We start from the raw sequence: 21,232 nt of genomic DNA on the forward strand, positions 1-21,232 counted from the left end.
GGCGGGCGGCCTCCCCGGGCGGCCGTCAGGTGCGCAGCCCCCAGCCGTACGGGAACAGCGGCCGGTAGTCGCGGTCGCCGACGTTGATCGGCACCTGGGCGACCGACGCGGGCCACGACACGGGCAGGCGGCCGGTGAACGGCCTGCGGCCGAACAGCACGTCGGCGACGCCGGCGCCCTCGCTGCCGGGCAGCCACGAGGCGACCAGCGCGTCGATCTTGCCGAGCTGGTCGGTGATCACCTGCGGGCGGCCGGAGACCAGCAGCACCACGCACTTGGCCACCGCGTCGCAGACCTTGTCGACGACCGCGCGGTCGCCGGGCTGCAGGGTCAGCGACTTGGGCTCCTTCTGCGGCTCGGTCCCGTACGGCCAGGCCGGGCCGCCGACGTCGCCGTAACCCTCGGCGTACGGGGTCTCGCCCACCACGACCACGCCGACGTCGGAACCGGCGACCGGCGCGGACGCGTCCGCGCTGAAGGTCACCCGCGCCCGGGGCGCGACCGAGCGGATGCCCTCGAGGATCGTCGTGCCGGGGATCGCGTCGCCGGAACGGCCCTGCCAGTCGATCGTCCAGCCGCCGGCCTGGTTGCCGATGTCGTCGGCGTTGCGGCCGGCGACGTACACCTTGGCGTCGGGGCGCAGCGGCAGCAGGCCACGGGCGTTCTTCAGCAGCACCTGCGAGCGCGCCACGGCCTCGCGGGCCAGCCGGCGGTGCGCGGCGCTGCCCACCTCGCCGATGCGGTCGGCCGAGGCGTACGGGTGCTCGAAGAGCCCGAGGCGGAACTTGGCCCGCAGGATGCGGCGCACGGCGTCGTCGATCCTGGCCATGCTCACCCGGCCGGCCGTGACCTCGGCGCGCAGGTGCTGCTGGAACAGCGGCGAGGTGTTCGGCTCCATGAACATGTCGACGCCGGCGTTCACGGCCACCCGCACCTGGCCGGCGGTGGGCTGCGGCGCGCCAGCGGGGGCGGCCGGGTCGGGGATCTGGTGGATGCCCTCCCAGTCGCTGATCACGAAGCCGTCGAAGCCGAGCTTGCCCTTCAGCGTGCCGGTGAGCAGCTCGCGGTGAGCGTGCATCTTGAGCGGGTTGCCGACGCCGTCCTCGGTCCAGTCCACGCTGGAGAACGACGGCATGACCGTGCCCACGTGGTGGCGGCGGACCGCGGCGACGTACGGGGGCAGGTCGATGCGGGCGAAGTCGGCCCGGCTGGTGACGGTGATGCCCTGGTCGATGGTGAAGTCGCCGGAGCCGGTGCCGTACTCGGTGTCGCCGTCGCCGGCGTAGTGCTTCGCGGTGGCCAGCACGCCGCCGCGCTGCAGGCCGTCGATCGCGGTGCTCAGCCGCACGACCAGGCCGGTGTCCTCGCCGAAGCTCTCGTAGCTGCGGCCCCAGCGCTCGTCGCGGGTCACGCACACGCACGGCGCGAAGTCCCACGGGATGCCGGTGGCGCGCACCTCCTCGGCGGTCGCCCGGTAGACCCGCTCGACCAGCCGCGGGTCGCGCGACGCGCCCAGGCCGATGTTGTGCGGGAAGACCGTCGCGCCGTAGACGTTGCCGTGCCCGTGCACCGCGTCCACCCCGTAGATCATCGGGATCTTCAGCGGCGTGCGCAGCGCGTACGACTGGAAGGTGTTGACCATCTCGACCCAGGCCGCGGGCGTGTTGCCGGGCGGCACGGACCCGCCGCCGGACAGCACCGAGCCCAGCCGCAGCGAGCTGATCAGCGACGGGTCACCGGTGACGAAGGCGCGTTCGGCCTGGGTCATCTGACCGATCTTGTCGTCGAGGGTCATCCGGGCGAGCAGATCGGCGACCCGCTTCTCGACGGGCACCTTCGGGTTCAGGTACGCCGGTGACGCGGCAGCCTGCGCCGCGGCGCTCGCCGGCACCACCCCGAGGCCGAGCACGCAGGCCACCAGGCCGGCGATCTTCGAATGTGGACGCACGTCGCACCTCCTGGCGAGGGAGTACTTCGCTCGTCCTGTGATGCTGCGACGCGCCACGAGATCGTCTCCATGCGCGCCGCGCAAGCTCCGCCCGCGCGCGTCAAGCGACATATCCACAGATCGCGATCAGACGCGTACGTGTCCCGCGGCCGACAGGTGCTTGATCAGCGCGGCGACGGCGTCGCGTCCGGCCGGTTCGCGGCTCCCGTCCCCGGCGCTCCGGAGTGTGCACGGGCCGCCACGGGCTCCCCCGCGGCGGCCCGATGCCGTGCGTCAGAGCCGGTTGGAGGCCTCGGTCAGCACCGACCGCAGGATCTGCTCGATCTCGGCGAACTGGGCCTCGCCCGCGATCAGCGGCGGCGCGAGCTGGATGACCGGGTCGCCGCGGTCGTCGGCGCGGCAGTACAGGCCCGCCTCGAACAGCGCCGAGGACAGGAAGCCGCGCAGCAGCCGCTCGGACTCGTCCTCGTCGAACGTCTCCTTGGTGGCCTTGTCCTTGACCAGTTCGAGGCCGAAGAAGTAGCCGTCGCCGCGCACGTCGCCGACGATCGGCAGGTCGGTGAGCCGCTCGAGGTAGGACCGGAACAGGTCGCTGTTCTCGCGGACGTGGCCGTTGAGGTTCTCGCGCTCCATGATGTCCAGGTTCGCGAGCGCCACCGCGGAGCCGACCGGGTGGCCGCCGTACGTGATGCCGTGCGCGAACCAGTTGGTGCCCTCCAGGAACGGCTCGGCCAGCCGCTCGGAGGCGATCATCGCGCCGAGCGGGACGTAGCCGCTGGTAAGGCCCTTCGCGACGGTGATGATGTCGGGCGTGTAGCCGTACTTGAGGCCGCCGAAGTACTCGCCGAGCCGGCCGAAGCCGCAGATCACGTCGTCGGACACCAGCAGCACGTCGTACCGGTCGCAGATCTCGCGGACCCGCTGGAAGTATCCGGGCGGCGGCGGGAAGCAGCCGCCGGCGTTCTGCACCGGCTCGAGGAAGACCGCGGCCACCGTGTCGGGACCCTCGAACTCGATGGCCTCGGCGATGCGGTCGGCGGCCCACACGCCGAACTCCTCGGGCGACATGCGCTCGTCGGGGCGGCGGTAGTAGTTGGTGTTCGGCACCCGGAACGTCGAGGGCACGAGCGGCTCGAAGTCCTGCTTGAGCGCGGGGATGCCGGTGATCGACAGGGCGCCCATCGAGGTGCCGTGGTAGGCGATCGAGCGGGACAGCACCTTGGTCTTGGTGGGCTTGCCGGTCCGCTTGAAGTACGAGCGGGCCAGCTTCCACGCCGACTCGACGGCCTCGGAGCCGCCGGTGGTGAAGAAGACCCGGTTGAGGTCGCCGGGCGTCAGGTCGGCGAGCCGGGCGGCCAGCTCGACGGCCTTCGGGTGCGCGTACGACCAGATCGGGAAGTACGCCAGCTCACCGGCCTGCTTGGCGGCGGCCTCGGCGAGCTCCTGCCGGCCGTGGCCGGTCTGCACGACGAACAGCGCGGACAGGCCGTCCAGGTAGCGGCGGCCGTGGGAGTCCCAGACGTAGCAGCCGTCGCCCCGCACGATCATCGGCACGTCCGCGTCCTTGTAGGAGGACAGCCGGGTGAAGTGCATCCACAGGTGGTCGCGGGCGGCGCCGGACAGCTTCTCGTAGTCGGGTGACTGGAGGTCGCTCAAGGGGGGCTCCTGGTTCATTGAACGGTCGCGAAGGCTTGTTCGAGGAGGGTGAGGCCGCGGTCGAGCTCCTCGTCCGAGATGATCAGCGGCGGCAGCAGGCGGATCACGTTGCCGTAGGTGCCGCACGTCAGCAGCAGCAGGCCCAGCTCGTGCGCGGCCTTGGCGACCGCGGCGGTGGCCACGGCGTCCGGCGCGGGGCCCGCGGGTCCGACCTCGCCGGGTATCACGACCTCGACGGCGAGCATCGCGCCGCGGCCGCGGACCTCCGCGATCGACGGGTGCTTGGCCGCGAGCGCCTCGAGCCGGGGGCGCGCGACCGCCTCGATGCGGCGGGCGGCCGCGGCGAGGTCGAGCTCACGCATCGTCTCGATGGAGGCGAGCGCGGCGGCGCAGGCGATCGGGTTTCCGCCGTACGTGCCGCCGAGCCCGCCCGGGTGCACGGCGTCCATGATCTCGGCCCGCCCGGTGACCGCGGCCAGCGGCAGCCCGCCCGCGATGCCCTTGGCCGTCGTGATGAGGTCGGGCTCGACGCCCTCGTGCTCGCTGGCGAACCACGATCCCGTACGGCAGAAGCCCGTCTGGATCTCGTCGGCGATGAACACCGCACCGGCCGCCTTGGCCCACGCCGCGAGAGCGGGCAGGAAACCCTCGGCCGGTACGACGAAGCCGCCCTCGCCCTGGATCGGCTCGATGAGCACGGCGGCGACGTTGCTCGCGCCGACCGTCTTCTCGATCTGCCCGATGGCGTACGCCGCCGCCCGCGCGCCGTCGCGGCCGTCGCGCAGCGGATAGGACATCGGCACGCGGTAGATCTCGCCCGCGAACGGCCCGAAGCCCTGCTTGTACGGCATCACCTTGGCGGTCAGCGCCATCGTCAGGTTGGTGCGGCCGTGGTAGGCGTGGTCGAACACCACGACCGCCTGCCGCCCGGTGGCGTGCCGCGCGACCTTCACCGCGTTCTCGACCGCCTCCGCGCCCGAGTTGAACAGCGCGGACCGCTTCTCGAAGTCGCCCGGCGTCAGCGCGGCGAGCTCCTCACAGACCGCCACGTACTGCTCGTACGGCGCGATCATGAAGCAGGTGTGGGTGAACCGCTCGACCTGCGCCTTGACCGCCTCGACGACCCTGGGCGCCGCGTTGCCGACGTTCGTGACCGCGATGCCGGCCGCGAAGTCGATCCACTCCCGGCCGTCCACATCGGTCATCGTGCCGCCGCCGGCGGTGCTCACGTACGACGGAACCATGCTGCTCACCCCGCGGGCGACAGCCGCGGCGCGGCGCTGGTGCAACTCGGCCGACGTCGGCATAACTCAACTCCTTCAAGCTTCAGGCCCCGATCATTTCACTGATTCCGCAGCTCGCGCCAGCCCTGACAACGAAATCCGTGCCACTGCACCTCGTCTACGCCGACCACTTACTATCCGTCACGCGGTCGGCGCGCATGCGATTACGCAGCGTCGGCCAGACGGCGTCAGCGGGTCGCGCGAGTCGGACCGGGCGGAGCTTTCACACTCCGGAAATGCCTGTCTCGCCATTCACCGCGCCATCGGCGCCGAGCGACCCCGATGTCATCCGGATTCCTCGAGGCCCGACAAACGGCGAGCTTCGCTGAACAGACGGGCAACGCTTGGCTTCATGGCGTACTGCGCCGGCGCTCCACTCCACCAGTAGAAGGGGTATCGCCGGCCGGATCGCTCATGCGGCCGATACATCCCGTTGATCGCGCCTGCAATGGAACGCGCTCCGGAGAATGCGCCGCCGGACTCCTCGCAGATCTGGTGGGTGGTGAGGACGCGGCCAGGATTGTCGATGAGGAGGTCGAGCAGCACCTTCGCCTTGGAACTCGAGCGACGGTAGAAGGCCTCGGCGGCACTCAGATCTGCCCCAGCGTTCCACTCCGGGCGGAACCGGTGGCCGTCGTTGCCGCTGTGATGCTTCCAGATGGGGTGGTCATCCGGCAGAGAAGGCGCCGGAGGCGGATCGGCAACGACAGGCTTCTGTCCGGTACTCGGCGTCCGATTCGCGTCCGAAGGCGTCACCGACGCTCGTCCGGCGGTTAGCCGCCGAATGAAGTCGGGCCCGGGCATTTGGCCGGTTCTGACATCTTCATAGTGCAGGTGGCACACCAGCAGGGGCAACGCAGTGCCACGAAGCAGGACCGGCAGAATGTCGACATGGTGGGCAGCCGCAAAGTGAATCTCGCGCTCCACCCAAGCCGAATCTGACGAATCCGGCGAAACCACCAGCACTAAGGCCCTCGCAGTCCGGATTCTGTGTTCGATCACCCGGACGAAACGTTCGCCTGAACCTATTTCGTAGTCGAACCACACCTCGACGCCCTCGCCGGTCAGGTAGGTCGCCAGCTTGTCGACATACGAGCGGTCGACCCGGCTGTAGCTGATGAAGACATGGTCTCCCACGCTCAGACTCTACGTTGGAGCGGCATCTGTCACGAGGGGAATACCCGGTTCGGGCCGGAGTGTTCCGCCCGTTGTGATCGACACGTCGGCGACCGTAGTGGTCATCGGCGGCGGGCAGGCCGGGCTGTCCGCCGCGTACCACCTGATGCGCCGCGGCTTCGTGAGCGCGCTGTCGCCGCACGGCGCCACGGATCGGACGTTCGTCGTGCTCGACGCGGAACAGGCGCCGGGCGGGGCGTGGCTGCACCGCTGGGAGTCGCTGCGGATGGCGACCGTGAACGGCATCTTCGACCTGCCCGGCCTGCCGAAGCCCCCGCTCGACCCCGCGGAACCCAGCCGTACGGCCGTTCCGCGCTATTTCGCGGCTTTCGAGGACGCCTTCCGGCCGCCCATCCTGCGGCCGGTACGGGTCACCTCCGTCCGGCGGGCGGACGCCGACCCGCGCGGCGAGCTCCTCGTCGAGTCGACCGGCGGGCGCTGGGCCACGCGCGCCGTCATCAACGCGACCGGCACGTGGACCAACCCCGTACGGCCGCGGTATCCCGGCATCGACACGTTCGCCGGCCTGCAGCTGCACACGCACGATTACGTGTCGGCCGACGCGTTCGCGGGTCTGCGGGTCGCCGTCGTGGGCGGCGGGATCTCGGCGGTGCAGGCGCTCGAGGAGCTGGCGCCGGTGGCGGCGACCTACTGGTACACGCGCCGCGAGCCGGTCTTCCGCACGGACGGCTTCGAGCCCGAGGTGGCCGGCCGCGAAACGATCGCCAAGGTCGTCGCGGACGTCGAGGCGGGCCGCCCCACGGGCAGCGTCGTCTCGTACACCGGGCTGCCGTGGCGGCCGCACCTGCCCGAGCGCCGCCCGATGTTCACCGCGGTCGAGCCCCATGCCGTACGGGAGGCCGACGGCTCACGCACGACCGTGGACGCGATCCTGTGGGCGACCGGCTTCAAGGCCGCCCTCACCCACCTGGACCCGCTGGCCCTGCGCACCCCGTCCGGCGGCATCCGCCTGACCGGCACCCAGGTGGCCGGCGAGCCCCGCGTGCACCTGATCGGTTTCGGGCCGTCCCAGTCCACCGTGGGCGCCAACCGCGCCGGCCGGGCCGCCGTCGCCGCCCTCTCAGCCATGCTGCAGACCCAGGCAGAAATCGCGCCGGCAGGTGTCGGATCTGCCGGCGGCCGTTCGTAGCGTGGGCAGGACGGACATCGGGTCCGAACGACCGGAGGAGCGGACATGCCCGAGTACCTCATCTACTTCAACCAGCAGTGGGTGGGTGACCACACCGAGGAGTGGTTCCGCGAGCGCGGTCCTCTCGCCGGGGCGGTCGTCGAGGAGATCAAGGCCGCCGGGGCCTTCGTCTTCGCCGGTGGCCTGGAGGAGGAGGACGGCCCGGTCTTCAGCGCGGACGCGACGAGCGGCGAGACGGTTTTCACCGACGGCCCCTATGTCGAGAGCAAGGAGTTCCTGGGCGGCCTGACCATCGTGGACGTGCCGGACGAGCGGCCGCCCGGATGTGGGCCGGCCGGATCGCGGAGGCTTGCGGCTGGCCGCAGGAGGTCCGCCGGTTCAAGCCGCGACGCGTCCTGCCGGAGTGAGGTCTTCACTCGTCGGCTGAGGCTTGAGCCGAGGCGTGCCCGCTCGTGAGGGGGCGGCCGGAGAGGTGCCGCCCCCATCGCCGGCGACGGAAGCGCGCCGGTCAGGAGTCGAAGCCCAGCCCCACCTTGTCGAGGGTGCGCAGCCACAGGTTGCGGCGGCCCTCGTTGCGGTCGGCGCGGGCGATCGACCACCGCGTCAGCTGGATGACCCCGGAGCGCACGGGCTCGGGCGGGAAGGGCACGGGCTTGCTGCGCACCATCTTGAGCGACGTGCGCTCGGTGCGCTCGCCCGCCAGCAGGTCGAGCATCACGTTCGCGCCGAAGCGGGTGGCGCCGACGCCCAGGCCGGTGTAGCCGACGGCGTACGCGACGCGGCCGCGGTGGGCGGTGCCGAAGAAGCTGCTGAAGCGGCTGCACGTGTCGATCACGCCGCCCCACTTGTGCGTGAAGCGCACGTCGGCGAGCTGCGGGAACGTGGCGGCGAAGTGCTCGGCCAGGACGGTGAAGGTTGCTTCGCGCTGGTCCCGCGCGGGGTCGATGCGGCCGCCGTTGTAGTAGACGGCGTCGTAGCCGCCCCACAGGATGCGGTTGTCGGCGGTGAGCCGGTAGTAGTGGAACTGGTTGCCCGCGTCGCCGATGCCCTGGCGGTTGCGCCACCCGACGGAGGCCAGCTGGGCGTCGGTGAGCGGCTCGGTCATCAGCACGTAGTCGTACACCGGCACCACGAAGTGCCCGAGGCGGCGCAGCAGCCTGCCGTGGGCGCCGGTGGCCAGGGCGACCCGGCCGGCGTCGACGCGGCCGCGGCTCGTGTGCAGCCGCATCCCGGCGCCGGCCGGGGCCAGGGAGACCACGGGCGAATGGTCGTAGAAGCGCACACCCAGCGACTGGCACGCCGCCCGCAGGCCCCACACGAGGCGAGCGGGGTCGACCATCGCGCAGCCGTCGCGGTCCCAGATGCCGCCGAGATACGTGGGCGAGTCCACCTCGGCGCGAAGCTCGTCGCGGTCGAGGAAGCGCCGGCCCGCGGAGTCACGGCCGGGGCCGGCGGCGTCACGGACGAGCTCGCGCAGCTGCCACTGCGCGGTGGCCACCTGCAACTCGCCCGTACGGGAGAAGTCGCAGTCGATGCCGTAGCGCGCGACCGTCGCCTCGATCTGGTCGAGGTTCTCCCGGCCGAGCCGCTCCAGCACGTCCATCTCGGACGGGAAGCGGCTCATGCCGTTGTCGTGGCCGTGGGTGAGCGACGCGGCGCAGAACCCGCCGTTGCGGCCGGACGCCGCCCAGCCGGCGGTCCCGGCCTCGATCACCACCACGTCGCGGCCGGGGTCGCGCTCCTTGGCCAGCAGCGCGGTCCACAGCCCGCTGTACCCGGCGCCGACCACGGCCAGGTCGCACGTGTCGGCCCCGTCGAGCGGGTCGGCGGGGGCCGGAGCCCCCGCCTGGGTGAGCCAGTACGGCTCCGGCGACGCGTCCTGCAACGGGGACGGCATCAGTCCCGCTTGCGGGAGGAGCGCGACCGGACGTTCGCGACGACGGCGAACAGCACGCCGACCGCGAAGATGAGCGTGCCCATGACGTTGACCTGCGGCGGGATGCCGACGCGGGTGGCGCCCCAGATCCACAGCGGGAACGTCTTGGTGGTGCCCGCCGTGAACGCGGTGACGATGAAGTCGTCGATGGACAGCGCGAACGCCAGCAGCACGCCGGAGAAGACCGCGGGCAGGATGATCGGGAACGTGACCTTCCAGAACGTGGTCCACGGGCTCGCGCCCAGGTCGGCCGCGGCCTCCTCGATCGAGCGGTCGAGGGTGATCACCCGGGCCCGCACGACGACGGCGACGAACGAGATCGAGAACATCACGTGCGCGATCGTGATCGTCACCGGGCCGAGGCCGGCGCCCGCCGAGACGAACAGGCTGAGCAGCGACGCACCCATGATCAGCTCGGGCGAGGACATCGTCGCGAACATGATCAGGTTGAGCGTGCCGGACCCGCGGAACCGGTAGCGGCCCAGCGCGTAGCCGATGCCCGTGCCCAGCGCCCCGGAGAGCAGGCTGGCCACGATCGCGATGAGGATCGAGGTGATCAGCGCGTTCGTCAGGTCCGGGTACTCGAAAAGCCGCCCGTACCACTTGAAGGTGAAGCCGTCCCAGGTCTGGTTGTAGCGGCCCGGCGTGTCGTTGAACCCGAAGAGGATCATGACCGCGATCGGCACGATCAGCCAGCCGATGACGACCCAGGTGTACGCGTGGAGCACGCCCCCGCCGGTGATGCGCCGGCGGGGCTTGACCGGCAGCGTCTCCTCGGCCGGAGCGGTCCGCTGCCGCGGCAGGGTCGGGGCCGTCATCGCGCCGCCACCTTCATGACGTCCTCGGTGCCGAGCATCCGGGCGTACGTGAACACGCCGATCAGCAGCACGAACATCAGCACGAACGAGAGCGCCGAGGCCGTCGGATAGTCGGAGTTGTCGAGGAACTGCGCCTGGATGACCTGACCGATCATCGTGGTCTCCGAGCTGCCCAGCACCTCGGAGTTGACGTAGTCGGAGCTGGCCGGCACGAACGTCATGAGCACGCCGGCGAACACGCCGGGCAGGGCCAGCGGGAAGATCACCTTGCGGAACGCGGTGGCCGGGTCGGCGTACAGGTCCCGCGCCGCCTCGACCACCCGCGGGTCGATGCGCTCCAGCGCCACGTAGATCGGCAGCACCATGAACGGCAGGAAGTTGTAGACCAGCCCGGCGATCACCGCGAACGGCGTGCCGAGGATGTGGAACGACTGCCCGATCACCCCGGCGTCGCGCAACGGCGACAGCAGCGGCCCCTCGTCGGTGAGGATCTGCTTCCACGAGATCGTCCGCAGCACGAACGAGACGAAGAACGGCAGCAGCACCAGGAACAGGTACGTGGGCTTGCGCCGGCCGCCGTAGAAGGCGATCCAGTACGCCACCGGGAACGCCAGCACGATCAGCACGACCGTCGCGATGGCGCCGTAGATCAGCGACCGGACGATCTGCGTCTGGTACGCCGAGATGGCGTCCGTGTAGGTCTGCCAGTGCCCGGTGAAACGGTAGCCGTGGACGATGTCGCCCTCCTGGAGGGAGAGCGACAGCATCGCGAACATCGGCACCGCGAAGAAGATCAGCAGCCAGATCCCGCCGGGAAGAACGAGCAGGTACGGGGCGAGCTGTCGTTTGACGCGATTCATGTCATCCCAGCACGATAGGTTCGAAGGTCTTCTGGAATTGCTGCTGCTCGCTCGTGGCCTCGAACGCTACGTAGTAGTGCAGCTTGGCGTACTCCTCGGCGGTGGGGAACACGAGCTTGGAGTCCGCCACGTCGAGCAGCGCGTCCTTGTCGTCGCCGGTCAGCTTTGCCGCATCCTTGCGGATCTGCGGCTGCGCGCCCGGCACCGGGCAGACGTAGTTGATGTACTCGGCCAGCGACGCGGCGTTCTCGATCTCGTAGAAGAAGTCCATGAGCATCAGCGCGTCGACCGGGTTCTGCGCGGTGACCGGGATCGTCATGTTGTCGGTCCAGATCGTGCCGCCCTCCTCGGGGATGATGAACTTGAAGTTCGTCCCGTCGGAGATGTTCTTCTGGAAGACGTCGCCCGACCACGCCTGGGTCAGCCACACCTCGCCGCTGCCCAGCGCGTCGATGTAGCTCTGGTCGTAGTAGTTGCGGACGATGCCGGCGTCCTTCTGCTTCTTGAGGTTGTCGGCCGCCTTCTGCCAGTCGTCCTGGGTGGACTTGGCGGGGTCGGCGCCGACCGACAGCAGGCCGAAGTTGCCGAGCTCCTGGATGTCGGAGAACATGCCGACCTTGCCCTTGAACTTCGGGTTCCACAGGTCCTTGAGGCCGGTGATCGGGCCGGTCTTGCTCTCGTCGTACGCGATGCCGGTCATGCCGGAGGCCCACGGGATGCTGTACGCGTTGCCCGGGTCGAACGCCTCCTTCTTGTAGGCGGCGCCGGCGTTCTTGGCGAAGTTGGGCAGCTTCGAGTGGTCGAGCGGGGCCAGGAAGCCCGAGTCGCGGAACTGCGTGAACTGGAAGCTGTTGGTGATGACCATCAGGTCGTACCCGATGGACTGGCCCGCCGACAGCTGCGGCTGCACCTTGGCGAACCACGGGCCCATCTCCTGGATGACCTCGTCGTAGTCGACCGTGATGCCGGTGCGCTTGGTGAACTTCTTGAGCTCGGGCTGCTTCGGGTCCATGTAGAGCGGCCAGCCGGCGAACTTCATCTTGCCGTTCTTGACCTTGCCGTTCCAGAACTTCGCCACGGCGTCGGGCTCGGCGCTGGCGGGAGCCTGCGTGCCCTGGCCCTGCACGCCGCACGCGGCCAGCGCGGCGCCCAGGCCGGCCAGGCCGGAGAGCCGGAGCGCGTCGCGACGGCCGAAGCGGCGCTGGGTCAGGCCGCGGAGCAGGGAGGGGTCGGACATGTTCGACGCGGACATTCAGACTCCGATCACGTATGAGTGCTGGGGGGCCCAGGTGAGGTAGACACGATCGCCGCGATCCGCAAGATCATCGGCGTTCGATGCATTTTGATCGAAGACAGTGAAGTCGGCACCGGCCGCGGTGGCAACGGTGTAATTCGTTGAAGTTCCGTGATAAACAACCTCGGTCACTGTGCCGGAAAGCACACTTCCCCCGGTCGCCGTCACCGGCGGCACCCCGCGGTGCAGGTCGATCTTCTCCGGACGGATCGACACCTCCAGCTTGTCGCCGGGGCGCACCGAGCCCGGCACCGGCACCACGACCCGGTCCTGCGCGGTGTAGCTGAGCAGCCCCAGCCCGCCCTCGACGCGCTCGACCTCCCCGTCGACCAGATTGGACGTTCCGATGAAGCCGGCCACGAACCGGGTGGCGGGCCGCTCGTAGATCTCGCGCGGCGAGCCGAGTTGCTCGATCACGCCGGCGTTCATCACCGCGATCCGGTCGGACATCGTGAGCGCCTCGCCCTGGTCGTGGGTGACGTAGACGAAGGTGATGCCGACCTCGCGCTGGATGCGCTTGAGCTCGATCTGCATCTGCTGGCGCAGCTTGAGGTCGAGCGCGCCGAGCGGCTCGTCGAGCAGCAGCGCGCGCGGCCGGTTGACCAGCGCCCGGGCCAGCGCCACCCGCTGCTGCTGACCGCCGGACATCTCCTTGGGCGAGCGCTTCTCCATGCCGGTCAGCGACACGATCTCGAGGATCTCGCCCACCCGCCGGCCGATCTCGCTCTTGCCGACCTTCTTGCGCTCGAGTCCGAACGCGACGTTCTGGAACGTGTTGAGGTGCGGGAACAGCGCGTACGACTGGAACACCATGTTCACGTCGCGCTTGTTGGCCGCCACGCCCGTGACGTCCTTGCCGTCGAGGTACACCTTGCCGGCCGTCGGCTCCTCGAAGCCCGCGATCATGCGCATCGTCGTGGTCTTGCCGCAGCCCGAGGGACCCAGCAGCGAGAAGAACTCCCCCTGGCCGATCGCCAGGTCGGTCCGCTTGACGGCGGGCACCGTCTCGCCGTGCGACAGGTAGTTCTTGTTCACGCCGACGAACTCGATCGCCGGGTGGTCGCCGGCCGGCGCCGCGGTCCGGGCGCGTACGGCGCTGTGCTGGGGGGTCGTCATGGCGTTCCTTCGCGGTGGGGCAACAGGGGTGGGCGGGTGGGGGCTCAGCCGAGGTAGCTCATCACGTGCTTGATCCGGGTGTACTCCTCGAACCCGTACATCGAAAGATCCTTGCCGTAGCCGGAGTGGCCGAAGCCCCCGTGCGGCATCTCCGAGACGAACGGGAGATGAGTGTTGATCCAGACGGCGCCGAAGTCCAGCCGCCGCGACACCCGCATCGCGCGGCCGTGGTTCTGCGTCCAGACGCTGGCGCTCAGTCCGAACCGGACGTCGTTGGCCCAGCGGACCGCCGTGTCCTCGTCGTCGAAGCGCTGCACGGTGATGACCGGCCCGAAGATCTCGTCCTGGATCATCTCGTCGCGCTGCTCGAGCCCGGCAACGACGGTCGGCTCGAGGAAGAAGCCGCGCTCGCCGATCCGCTTGCCGCCGGTTACGACGCTCGCGTGGTCCGGCGCCCGGTCGAGGAAGCCCTGCACCCGGGCGAGCTGGGCGGCATTGTTGACCGGGCCGAAGAACGCCTCGGTGTCCGAGGGCGCCCCGACCCTGGTGCCGCGGGCCGCCTCGGCGAGCGCGTCGGTGAAGTCCGCGGCGATCCGGCCGTGCACCAGCACCCGGGTGGCCGCGGTGCAGTCCTGGCCGGCGTTGAAGTAGCCCGCCCCGGCGATCGCCCGGGCGGTGGCCTCGACGTCGGCGTCGTCGAACACGATGACCGGCGCCTTGCCGCCCAGCTCGAGGTGGGCGCGCTTGAGGTCGGCGGCGGCCGAGATCGCGACCTCGGTGCCGGCCCGCGTCGACCCGGTGATCGAGACGAGCTGCGGCGCCGGGTGGGCCACCACGGCGCGGCCGGTGTCGCGGTCGCCGCAGACCACGTTGAGCACGCCGGGCGGCAGGAACTCGGCGGCGATCTCGGCGAGCAGCAGGCTGGTGACCGGGGTGGTGTCCGAGGGCTTGAGCACCACGGCGTTGCCGGCGGCGATCGCGGGAGCGAACTTCCAGACCGCCATGACCATCGGGTAGTTCCACGGCGTGATCTGCGCGCACACGCCGATCGGCTCGCGCCGCACGTACGACGTGTGGTCGCGCAGGTACTCCCCCGCGGACTTGCCCTCGAGCACGCGCGCGGCGCCCGCGAAGAAGCGCAGCTCGTCGAGCAGCGGACCGAGCTCCTCGGCGTGGGTGGCCGCGACCGGCTTGCCGGTGTTGCGGCACTCGGCCTCGACGATCTCACCGGCGCGCGCCTCGACCGCGTCGGCGATGCGCAGCAGCGCCCGCTGCCGCTCGGCCGGGGTCGCGTCCCGCCAGACCTCGAACCCGGCCGCCGCCGCGGTCATCGCCGCGTGCACGTCCCGCTCGGACGAGACGGGGGCGAGCGCGTACGCCTCCCCCGTGCTCGGGTCGATCACCTCCGAGGTGATCTCGTCCTCCGTGCCGGTGTGCTCGCCACCGACGAAGTTGCGCAGGACGGGCAGCGCAGCGCTCACGAAACATGACCTCCCGCGGGCTTGTGACAGCTCCCACACGATCGACTGCGGAACATTGACACACGCGCCCGAGCGAAGACAAGGGAATCCGAAACTAATTTCCACAACCGAAACGGATTCGGCGTCGAGCGGGCTCTCGTGCGACGCAATCCCGCGTCGGACCTCATCTCGTGGTGGGGAAGCCGAGGTCGACGCCGGACGTGCCCGGGTCGGGCCAGCGCGAGGTGACGACCTTCGATCGGGTGAAGAAGTGGATGCCGTCCGGCCCGTACATGTGGGTGTCGCCGAACAGCGAGGCCTTCCAGCCGCCGAACGAGTAATAGGCGACCGGCACCGGGATCGGCACGTTGACGCCGACCATGCCCGCGTTCACGTCGAACTGGAACTGCCGGGCGGCCCCGCCGTCGCGCGTGAAGATGGCGGTCCCGTTGCCGTACTCGTTGTCGTTGATGAGGGCCAGGGCTTCCGCGTACGTCTGCGCGCGCACCACGCAGAGCACGGGCCCGAAGATCTCGTCGGTGTAGACGTCCATGTCCGGGGTGACGTTGTCGAGCAGCGTGACACCCAGGAAGTAGCCGTCGCGCGGCAGCTCCGCCTCGCGGCCGTCGGCGACCACCGTGGCGCCGCCGGCCTTGCCGCGCTCGACGTAGTCCGCCACGCGGTCGCGGTGCTGGGCGCTGATCAGCGGGCCCATCTGCGAGTCGGGGTCGGTGCCGCGGCCGATCCGCAGCTTGGGCAGCCGGGCGGCGATCGCGTCGACGAGCGGCTCCGCCACGTCGCCCACGGCCACCACTACCGAGACGGCCATGCAGCGCTCGCCCGCCGAGCCGTACGCGGCGCTCACCGCGGCGTCGGCGGCGGCGTCGATCTCCGCGTCGGGCAGCACCACCATGTGGTTCTTGGCGCCGCCGAGGGCCTGCACGCGCTTGCCGTGGGCCGTGCCGGTCTCGTAGATGTACTTGGCCACCGGCGTCGAGCCGACGAAGCTGACCGCGGCGATGTCCTCGTTCGTCAACAGAGCGTCCACGGCTTCCTTGTCGCCGTTGACGACCGTGAACACGCCGTCGGGCAGGCCGGCCTCGCGCCACAGCCGCGCCAGGAACAGCGCCGCGGACGGGTCCTTCTCGCTGGGCTTGAGCACGAACGCATTGCCGGCCGCGATCGCCGTGGTGCACATCCAGAGCGGCACCATCGCCGGGAAGTTGAACGGCGTGATGCCGGCGACCACGCCGAGCGGCTGGCGGATCGAGTAGACGTCCACACCGGTCGCGGCCTGCTCCGAGAACGAGCCCTTCATCAGGTGCGGGATGCCGGTCGCGAACTCCGCGTTCTCCAGCCCGCGGGCCACCTCGCCGGCCGCGTCGGAGAGCACCTTGCCGTGCTCGCTCGTGACGATCGCGGCGAGGTCCTCGCCGCGGGCGGCGAGCAGCTCGCGGAACTTGAACAGCACCGCGGCGCGCTTGGACAGCGACGCGGACCGCCACGCCGTCGCCGCCCGGCGGGCGAGCGTGACCGCCTCGGCGACCTCGGCGGCGGAGGCGAGCGCGACCTCGGCGGTCTGCTCGCCGGTCGCGGGGTTGAAGACGGGGCCGACCCGGCCCGACGTGCCGGCGCGCTCCGCGCCGCCGATCCAGTGCGGGATGTGATCCATGGTCGGCAGATTACGTACCAGAGCGAGGCCGAACAATGCTTGAAACGTACTGTCACAAAGTGCTTCCCTGACCGAAATCGGCCGCGCTGGCCCAGGGGTTGACGCCCGTCATCTAGTCGGACGACAATCGTCGCGTGACGAGACCGTGGAGCGAGGCCGACAACTTTGCGCGGGGCGAGCTGGACCACCGGATCGAGCTGGTCGACGGCCATCTGTGGCCCGCGCCGACACCCACCATGCCGCACCAGGACGTGTCGCACGTGCTGCTCCACTCGCTGCGCGCCTCCGCGCGGCGGGCGGGCCTGCGGGCGTACGAGGGGGTGGTCCTGCGCCTGGACCCCGGCCGGCTGATCGTGCCCGACCTGGTGGTCGCCCGCGTGGACCGGCTGGCCACCCACGCCGACGCCGCCGACACCGTGCTCGTCGGCGAGATCACCTCCCCCGGCAACCCGTTCGCGGGCACCCCCGACCGGATCGCCCTGTGCGCCGCCGCCCGGATCCCCTGGCTGCTGCTGGCCCAGCCCGAGTCCGCCGACCACGAGGCCCTCACGCTGCGCCTGTTCCAGCTCGCCGCCGGCCACTACCTCGAGTACGCGGCCGCCGCCCCCGGCCACACCCTGACCTCCTCCGACCCTTTCCCGTTCCGCGTCCGCACCGGCGACCTGGTCGCGTTCTGAGCAGGGTCGGGATCCGGGCCTGCTCCATTGACGCACGACCATTGACTCACGACTAGTGGACATGGGACCATGGACAGCGTGAGCGCGTGCGACACTTTGCCCATGACGGAGGCTCATCTCGACCACCTCGGGCCCTGGACCGAGGAGGAGTACCTCGCGCTCGACGAGACCACGAATCGGATCGAGTTGATTGACGGGGGACTCTGGGTGAGCCCGGGACCGAATGTGCCCCATCAGGGCATCTCGCAGATGCTGTTCCTGGCGCTCAGGAAAGCGGCGCGCGAAGCCGGTCTCAAGACCTTCGAGGCGATCAACGTCAAGGCCGGACCGAGCCGCATCCTGATTCCCGACCTGGCCGTCGTCGGCCTCGCCGTCCGCAACGAGACGGTCGTGGCCGCCGCCGACGTCACCCTGGTCGCCGAGATCGTCTGGCCCAGCAGCAGAGCGATGGACAAGGTGCAGAAGAAGGCGCTGTACGCCGAGGCCGGAATCGGCTGGTACCTCCTGCTCGAGCCGGCCCTGCCCGACTACGACGAGGTCACGCTGCAGCTGTTCCGGCTGCGCGACGGCCGCTACGTCGAGGCGGCTCTCGCCAAGCACGGCGAGACGCTGACCAGCGACGAGCCCTTTCCGATCGCGGTGGACACCGGCGAGCTCGTCGCGTTCTGAGCGTCACCGCAGGACGGTGCCGGGGGCCAGGTCGACGCGGACCGAGGCGGGGTCGTCGTGGATGACGATGACGGTGGCGCCGTTGTCGCGGCGCCAGCCGGCGGGCAGCAGGAACCAGCGGCCGTTGCCGTAGGTGAGCTGACGCAGGCCGTTGTAGCGGAACCGGTATGCGCTGTCCGGCCCGGCCAGCCGGGTCGACCCCACGTACGGGCCGATGAGCTGCAGGTCCTTCGCGCTGTAGACGACTGCCTGCGGATCGAGCGGCAGCCGCTGCTCGAACAGCCGGGCGTCCTCGGCGCCGCGGTCGTGCGCCAGCACGGAGACGGCCCAGAACAGCCCCACGACCGCGACGCAGACGACCAGGCCCAGCCGGACCAGCGACGCCGAGCCGGCCGACCGCAGCCCGACCTCGAGCAGCACACCCGCGACGACCAGGCAGAGGGCCGCGGCGATGCGCGGCAGGCTCAGATACAGGCCGGTGACCGCGAACGCCGCGACCACCGCGCTCAGGCCGAGCACCAGCAGCCGGGCCCGGGCGCGCCACGTCGCGGAGACCCGCTGGAGGCGGCTGCGCAGATACGGGTACGCGGCCAGGAGCCCGACGGCGGCGACGAGCCCGACCGCGGTGGGGCGGAACACCGTGTCGGCCGTGCCGATGAGGAAGTCGAACGGCGTCACGCCGAGCACCGACAGGTCGACCCCGAAATAGCCGTAGTACGACTGGGCGCGCGCCCGGCCGAAGTAGTAGAGCAGGCCCGTGACGGCGCTCAACGGGCCGAGGATCGACAGGACGTCCGTCGCCGCCTTCCAGCCCCGGGCGTCGGGCGCCTCGGCCGCCGCCGTCATGGTCCCGGAATGTTGCGCACCGGTTCCTCCGGAATGAGCGGCACCTCCTGCTGCTCGGGCTGTTCCTCGCCGGGCTGCTCCTCGGGCGGCGCGGACTCCGGCTGGGGCTCGGCGGGCTGCGATCCGGCGGGCTGTGATTCGACGGGCTGTGATTCGACGGGCGGCGGTCCGGCGGTCTCCGACTCGCCGGGCGGCGGCTCCCCGGGCTGCGACTCACCGGGCGGAGCCGGCACGGACGGGTCCGACCTCCGGTTGTCCCCGCCCACGAAGGTGTCGGCGGGCACCTGCACACCGTCGCAGAGCGGGCTCTCCACGGTCGCGCAGAAGTCGCCGCCGACGGCGGTGTCCCCGACGCTGACGATCGTCTGGCCCGGGTTCTGCGGATCCGGCTCGGACTGCAGGCACAGCCGCTCGCACTCGTCCGGCTCGACCGCCTCGTCCAGCCGCGGCAGCGCCCGGGAACAGCCGTCCCCGGGGTTCAGGGGGTTGCGCTGCCCGAGGCAGTCGTCGAGCTGCCGCAGCTGGTCCTCGGTCATCTCGTACGCCACCCGGTCGGTCGCCGGGTCGAAGGCCGGAGCCGGTCCCGTGACGGTCGCGCCCGAGCCCGGCCGGTCACAACCGGCGGCCAGTACGGCCACGGCCATAAGCACGACGATCCACGCCCGGCGGAACATCGTTCCAGCCCACACCCGTACCGGCGGGGGCGCGAGCGGATCAACGACAGATCGCGGGTCAGTCCGCCGGTCGGAAACTGTCGAAGACCAGCTGCAGGTCGGGGCGGTAGCGCGCCCAGTCGGCGTCGCGGGTCTGCCAGTAGAAGCCGTACGCCTGGGTGTCCGACGTGACGACGCCGCGGTTGTTCACGTGCTGGCGCACCCCGTTGCGGGTGAACGTGAACTCCCAGTCGGCGGCCTTCTCGAAGTAGTCGACCTCGCGGATGCCGATCTCGCGGTAGCGCGGGAAGTCGCCCTTGCTCACCCGGTAGTCGGCCTTGCCGCGCCAGTCCTGCACCGGGTTCGGGTGCGGCTTGTCGGTCTGGTCGATGCCGAGCACCCGGGAGCCGCTGCGGAAGTACACGATCGACCCCTCCTGCGACCGGGTCCAGCCCTCCGGGACATAGACGGCGAAGCCCGTGCGGTCACGGTAGTCGCGCCAGCCGTCCGGCAGGGCGGGCAGCCGCGGTCCGGCCGCCGCGGGTGTCGTGGGCGGCGCGGCGGGCGAGGACGTCCGGGTGGAGGGCGCCGACGAGGGCGTGGTGGACGGGCTCGCCGCCGAGGTGCCCGCGGCCGACGTGGGCGTGGCGGGCGCCGAAGCGGGCGCCTGCCCGGCCCGGGTCGTCGCGCCGCCGTCGTCGTCGGAGCGGAACGAGGTCACGCCCCACACCACGGCCGCCAGCAGCACCACGACGACGGCCGCGGTCGCCAAGGCCCACCGCTTGCGCGACGAGTCGGCGGGCGGCGGGCCGGGCAGCGGCGACACCGACGCAGGGAGCGGCGTCCTCTGCGCCGGCACGTGCGGTGCCGGGCGCGCGGCTTCGGCGACGCTTCCGGGTACGGAGGTGGCGGGTGTCGCTTGCCCGACGGGTGAGGACGCGGTCCGGCCGGGCAGGGGCGCGGGAGGGGCCGGTTGGCCAGACGCGGCAGAGGGCTGCGCCGGCTCGGGGCGTACGGGAGAAGGCGGCGCCGGGGCGTGGGGTGCGGCGGACGGCTGCGGCGGCTCGGAGCGTACGGGAGAAGGCGGCGCCGGGGCGTGGGGTGTGGCGGACGGGTGGGCCGGCTCGGGGCGTGCGGGAGTGCGTGGCAGGGGGATGTCGTCGGTCGTGGTGGCGTTCTCGCGGGCGGGGACCAGCGCGTGGCCGTACGCGCCGGAGGCCGCCCGGCGCAGCAGGTGCTCGGCCTCGGCGGCGTCGGCACGCCGGGCCGGGTCCTTGCGCAGCAGCGCGGTCAGCACGGGCTCCAGCGGGCCGGCCTGCCGCGGCGGGTCGGGCTCGTCGGCGGCGAGCGCGGTCAGGGTGGCCAGGGCGTTCGACCGGCGGAACGGCGACCGGCCCTCGACCGCCGCATAGAGGGTGGCGCCCAGCGACCACAGGTCCGAGGCCATCCCGGAGCTGCCGTCGCGGGCCCGCTCGGGCGACATGTACTCGGGCGAGCCCAGCAGCGCGTCGGACGTGCTGATCAGGCTGTCACCCTCGATCGTGGCGATGCCGAAGTCGGTGAGCAGCACCCGCCCGTCGTCGGCGAGCAGCACGTTGGCCGGCTTGACGTCGCGGTGGTCGACACCGGCGCCGTGCGCGGCGCGCAGGGCGGCCAGCAGGTCGAGGCCGATCCGCGCGACGCGGCGCGGGTCGAGCGGCCCGTCGGTGCGCAGCACCTCCTGCAGCGAGCGCGACGGCACGTACGCCATGACGATCCACGCCCGGCCGTCCACGTCGAGCACGTCGAAGACCTGTACCACGTTCGGGTGACCGAGCCGGGCGGCGGCGCGCGCCTCGCGCAGCGTCCGGCGGTGGGCCGCCTGCCGTTCGTGCTCGGGCAGGTCGTCCGGCAGCAGCACCTCCTTGACCGCGACGTCGCGCTGCAGCACCTCGTCGCGGGCCCGCCAGACCCGGCCCATCCCGCCGGTGCCCAGGGTCTCCCCGAGGCGGTACCGGTCGGCGATGAGAGGCATGTGA

General features: G+C 71.2%; 18 protein-coding genes. 4 read left to right on the top strand and 14 right to left on the bottom strand.

The genetic code is table 11. The features are described from left to right. Positions 1 to 25: 25 nt before the first annotated feature. The 4 genes from ACSNN8_RS39765 to ACSNN8_RS39780 form a co-directional block, all read right to left on the bottom strand. Positions 26 to 1,948: a glycoside hydrolase family 3 protein gene (locus ACSNN8_RS39765; protein WP_436655963.1), complete on the bottom strand. Its 1,923-nt coding sequence runs from the start codon at positions 1,946 to 1,948 to the stop codon at positions 26 to 28. A 273-nt stretch (positions 1,949 to 2,221) separates the two neighbouring features. Beyond that, a complete protein-coding gene (locus tag ACSNN8_RS39770; protein ID WP_436655965.1) occupies positions 2,222 to 3,604 on the bottom strand; it encodes an aspartate aminotransferase family protein in 1,383 nt (460 codons plus the stop codon). Between the two features lie 14 nt (positions 3,605 to 3,618). After that, positions 3,619 to 4,911, bottom strand: coding sequence for a 4-aminobutyrate--2-oxoglutarate transaminase (gene gabT / locus ACSNN8_RS39775; RefSeq protein ID WP_436655967.1), 1,293 nt, complete (start codon positions 4,909 to 4,911; stop codon positions 3,619 to 3,621). A 261-nt stretch (positions 4,912 to 5,172) separates the two neighbouring features. After that, positions 5,173 to 6,024: a DUF6416 domain-containing protein gene (locus ACSNN8_RS39780; RefSeq protein WP_436655969.1), complete on the bottom strand. Its 852-nt coding sequence runs from the start codon at positions 6,022 to 6,024 to the stop codon at positions 5,173 to 5,175. Between the two features lie 73 nt (positions 6,025 to 6,097). Between ACSNN8_RS39780 and ACSNN8_RS39785 the strand changes: the two genes are divergently transcribed. Both ACSNN8_RS39785 and ACSNN8_RS39790 read left to right on the top strand, forming a co-directional pair. Then, positions 6,098 to 7,213 carry an NAD(P)-binding domain-containing protein gene (locus tag ACSNN8_RS39785; protein ID WP_436655971.1) on the top strand — a complete coding sequence of 372 codons (1,116 nt, stop codon included), beginning with the start codon at positions 6,098 to 6,100 and terminating at the stop codon, positions 7,211 to 7,213. Between the two features lie 45 nt (positions 7,214 to 7,258). Next, positions 7,259 to 7,669 carry a YciI family protein gene (locus ACSNN8_RS39790; RefSeq protein ID WP_436655973.1) on the top strand — a complete coding sequence of 137 codons (411 nt, stop codon included), beginning with the start codon at positions 7,259 to 7,261 and terminating at the stop codon, positions 7,667 to 7,669. Between the two features lie 52 nt (positions 7,670 to 7,721). Here the strand turns inward: ACSNN8_RS39790 and ACSNN8_RS39795 are convergent, their stop codons facing one another. From ACSNN8_RS39795 to ACSNN8_RS39825, 7 genes are all read right to left on the bottom strand, one after another. Then, positions 7,722 to 9,110 carry an NAD(P)/FAD-dependent oxidoreductase gene (locus ACSNN8_RS39795; RefSeq protein WP_436655975.1) on the bottom strand — a complete coding sequence of 463 codons (1,389 nt, stop codon included), beginning with the start codon at positions 9,108 to 9,110 and terminating at the stop codon, positions 7,722 to 7,724. Further along, the gene (locus tag ACSNN8_RS39800; RefSeq protein ID WP_436655977.1) at positions 9,110 to 9,967 is read right to left on the bottom strand and encodes an ABC transporter permease; all 858 of its coding nucleotides are present in this window, start codon (positions 9,965 to 9,967) and stop codon (positions 9,110 to 9,112) included. The genes ACSNN8_RS39795 and ACSNN8_RS39800 overlap by 1 nt, the downstream gene beginning before the upstream one ends. Beyond that, positions 9,964 to 10,827: an ABC transporter permease gene (locus tag ACSNN8_RS39805; protein WP_436655979.1), complete on the bottom strand. Its 864-nt coding sequence runs from the start codon at positions 10,825 to 10,827 to the stop codon at positions 9,964 to 9,966. Before ACSNN8_RS39805 ends, ACSNN8_RS39800 begins: the two co-directional genes overlap by 4 nt. A gap of 1 nt (position 10,828) precedes the next feature. Then, entirely contained in the window at positions 10,829 to 12,079 is a 1,251-nt protein-coding gene (locus ACSNN8_RS39810; RefSeq protein WP_436655981.1) for a polyamine ABC transporter substrate-binding protein, read from the bottom strand. After that, positions 12,080 to 13,237 (bottom strand): ABC transporter ATP-binding protein, encoded by a 1,158-nt coding sequence (locus tag ACSNN8_RS39815; RefSeq protein WP_436655983.1) that lies wholly within the window; start codon positions 13,235 to 13,237, stop codon positions 12,080 to 12,082. It abuts the gene before it with no gap. Positions 13,238 to 13,281: 44 nt separating this feature from the next. Next, on the bottom strand, positions 13,282 to 14,718 hold the full coding sequence (locus ACSNN8_RS39820) for an aminobutyraldehyde dehydrogenase (protein WP_436655985.1): 1,437 nt from the start codon (positions 14,716 to 14,718) through the stop codon (positions 13,282 to 13,284). A gap of 163 nt (positions 14,719 to 14,881) precedes the next feature. Beyond that, positions 14,882 to 16,369 carry a CoA-acylating methylmalonate-semialdehyde dehydrogenase gene (locus tag ACSNN8_RS39825; RefSeq protein ID WP_436655987.1) on the bottom strand — a complete coding sequence of 496 codons (1,488 nt, stop codon included), beginning with the start codon at positions 16,367 to 16,369 and terminating at the stop codon, positions 14,882 to 14,884. A gap of 134 nt (positions 16,370 to 16,503) precedes the next feature. Between ACSNN8_RS39825 and ACSNN8_RS39830 the strand changes: the two genes are divergently transcribed. After that, positions 16,504 to 17,046, top strand: coding sequence for a Uma2 family endonuclease (locus ACSNN8_RS39830; protein WP_436655989.1), 543 nt, complete (start codon positions 16,504 to 16,506; stop codon positions 17,044 to 17,046). A 102-nt stretch (positions 17,047 to 17,148) separates the two neighbouring features. Beyond that, positions 17,149 to 17,715: a Uma2 family endonuclease gene (locus ACSNN8_RS39835; RefSeq protein ID WP_436655991.1), complete on the top strand. Its 567-nt coding sequence runs from the start codon at positions 17,149 to 17,151 to the stop codon at positions 17,713 to 17,715. 3 nt (positions 17,716 to 17,718) lie between these two features. Here ACSNN8_RS39835 and ACSNN8_RS39840 read toward each other — a convergent pair whose 3' ends face one another. The 3 genes from ACSNN8_RS39840 to ACSNN8_RS39850 form a co-directional block, all read right to left on the bottom strand. Further along, positions 17,719 to 18,561 (bottom strand): hypothetical protein, encoded by an 843-nt coding sequence (locus ACSNN8_RS39840; RefSeq protein WP_436655993.1) that lies wholly within the window; start codon positions 18,559 to 18,561, stop codon positions 17,719 to 17,721. After that, positions 18,558 to 19,205, bottom strand: a complete 648-nt coding sequence (locus tag ACSNN8_RS39845) for a hypothetical protein (RefSeq protein WP_436655995.1) — start codon at positions 19,203 to 19,205, stop codon at positions 18,558 to 18,560. The genes ACSNN8_RS39840 and ACSNN8_RS39845 overlap by 4 nt, the downstream gene beginning before the upstream one ends. 88 nt (positions 19,206 to 19,293) lie before the next feature. After that, positions 19,294 to 21,228 carry a protein kinase domain-containing protein gene (locus tag ACSNN8_RS39850; protein WP_436655997.1) on the bottom strand — a complete coding sequence of 645 codons (1,935 nt, stop codon included), beginning with the start codon at positions 21,226 to 21,228 and terminating at the stop codon, positions 19,294 to 19,296. Positions 21,229 to 21,232 lie beyond the last annotated feature (4 nt).

The sequence above is a fragment of the Actinoplanes sp. URMC 104 genome, from assembly GCF_051386375.1.
In the GTDB taxonomy this organism is placed as follows: Bacteria; Actinomycetota; Actinomycetes; order Mycobacteriales; family Micromonosporaceae; genus Actinoplanes.

What these genes read in the sequence shown, in the direction of transcription:
- ACSNN8_RS39850 (WP_436655997.1), bottom strand. Translation starts at nt 21,228, where the DNA reads ATGCCTCTCATCGCCGACCGGTACCGCCTCGGGGAGACCCTGGGCACC.
- ACSNN8_RS39800 (WP_436655977.1), bottom strand. Translation starts at nt 9,967, where the DNA reads ATGACGGCCCCGACCCTGCCGCGGCAGCGGACCGCTCCGGCCGAGGAG.
- gabT (WP_436655967.1), bottom strand. Translation starts at nt 4,911, where the DNA reads ATGCCGACGTCGGCCGAGTTGCACCAGCGCCGCGCCGCGGCTGTCGCC.
- ACSNN8_RS39835 (WP_436655991.1), top strand. Translation starts at nt 17,149, where the DNA reads ATGACGGAGGCTCATCTCGACCACCTCGGGCCCTGGACCGAGGAGGAG.
- ACSNN8_RS39805 (WP_436655979.1), bottom strand. Translation starts at nt 10,827, where the DNA reads ATGAATCGCGTCAAACGACAGCTCGCCCCGTACCTGCTCGTTCTTCCC.
- ACSNN8_RS39790 (WP_436655973.1), top strand. Translation starts at nt 7,259, where the DNA reads ATGCCCGAGTACCTCATCTACTTCAACCAGCAGTGGGTGGGTGACCAC.
- ACSNN8_RS39795 (WP_436655975.1), bottom strand. Translation starts at nt 9,110, where the DNA reads ATGCCGTCCCCGTTGCAGGACGCGTCGCCGGAGCCGTACTGGCTCACC.
- ACSNN8_RS39845 (WP_436655995.1), bottom strand. Translation starts at nt 19,205, where the DNA reads ATGGCCGTGGCCGTACTGGCCGCCGGTTGTGACCGGCCGGGCTCGGGC.
- ACSNN8_RS39840 (WP_436655993.1), bottom strand. Translation starts at nt 18,561, where the DNA reads ATGACGGCGGCGGCCGAGGCGCCCGACGCCCGGGGCTGGAAGGCGGCG.
- ACSNN8_RS39815 (WP_436655983.1), bottom strand. Translation starts at nt 13,237, where the DNA reads ATGACGACCCCCCAGCACAGCGCCGTACGCGCCCGGACCGCGGCGCCG.
- ACSNN8_RS39825 (WP_436655987.1), bottom strand. Translation starts at nt 16,369, where the DNA reads ATGGATCACATCCCGCACTGGATCGGCGGCGCGGAGCGCGCCGGCACG.
- ACSNN8_RS39810 (WP_436655981.1), bottom strand. Translation starts at nt 12,079, where the DNA reads ATGTCCGCGTCGAACATGTCCGACCCCTCCCTGCTCCGCGGCCTGACC.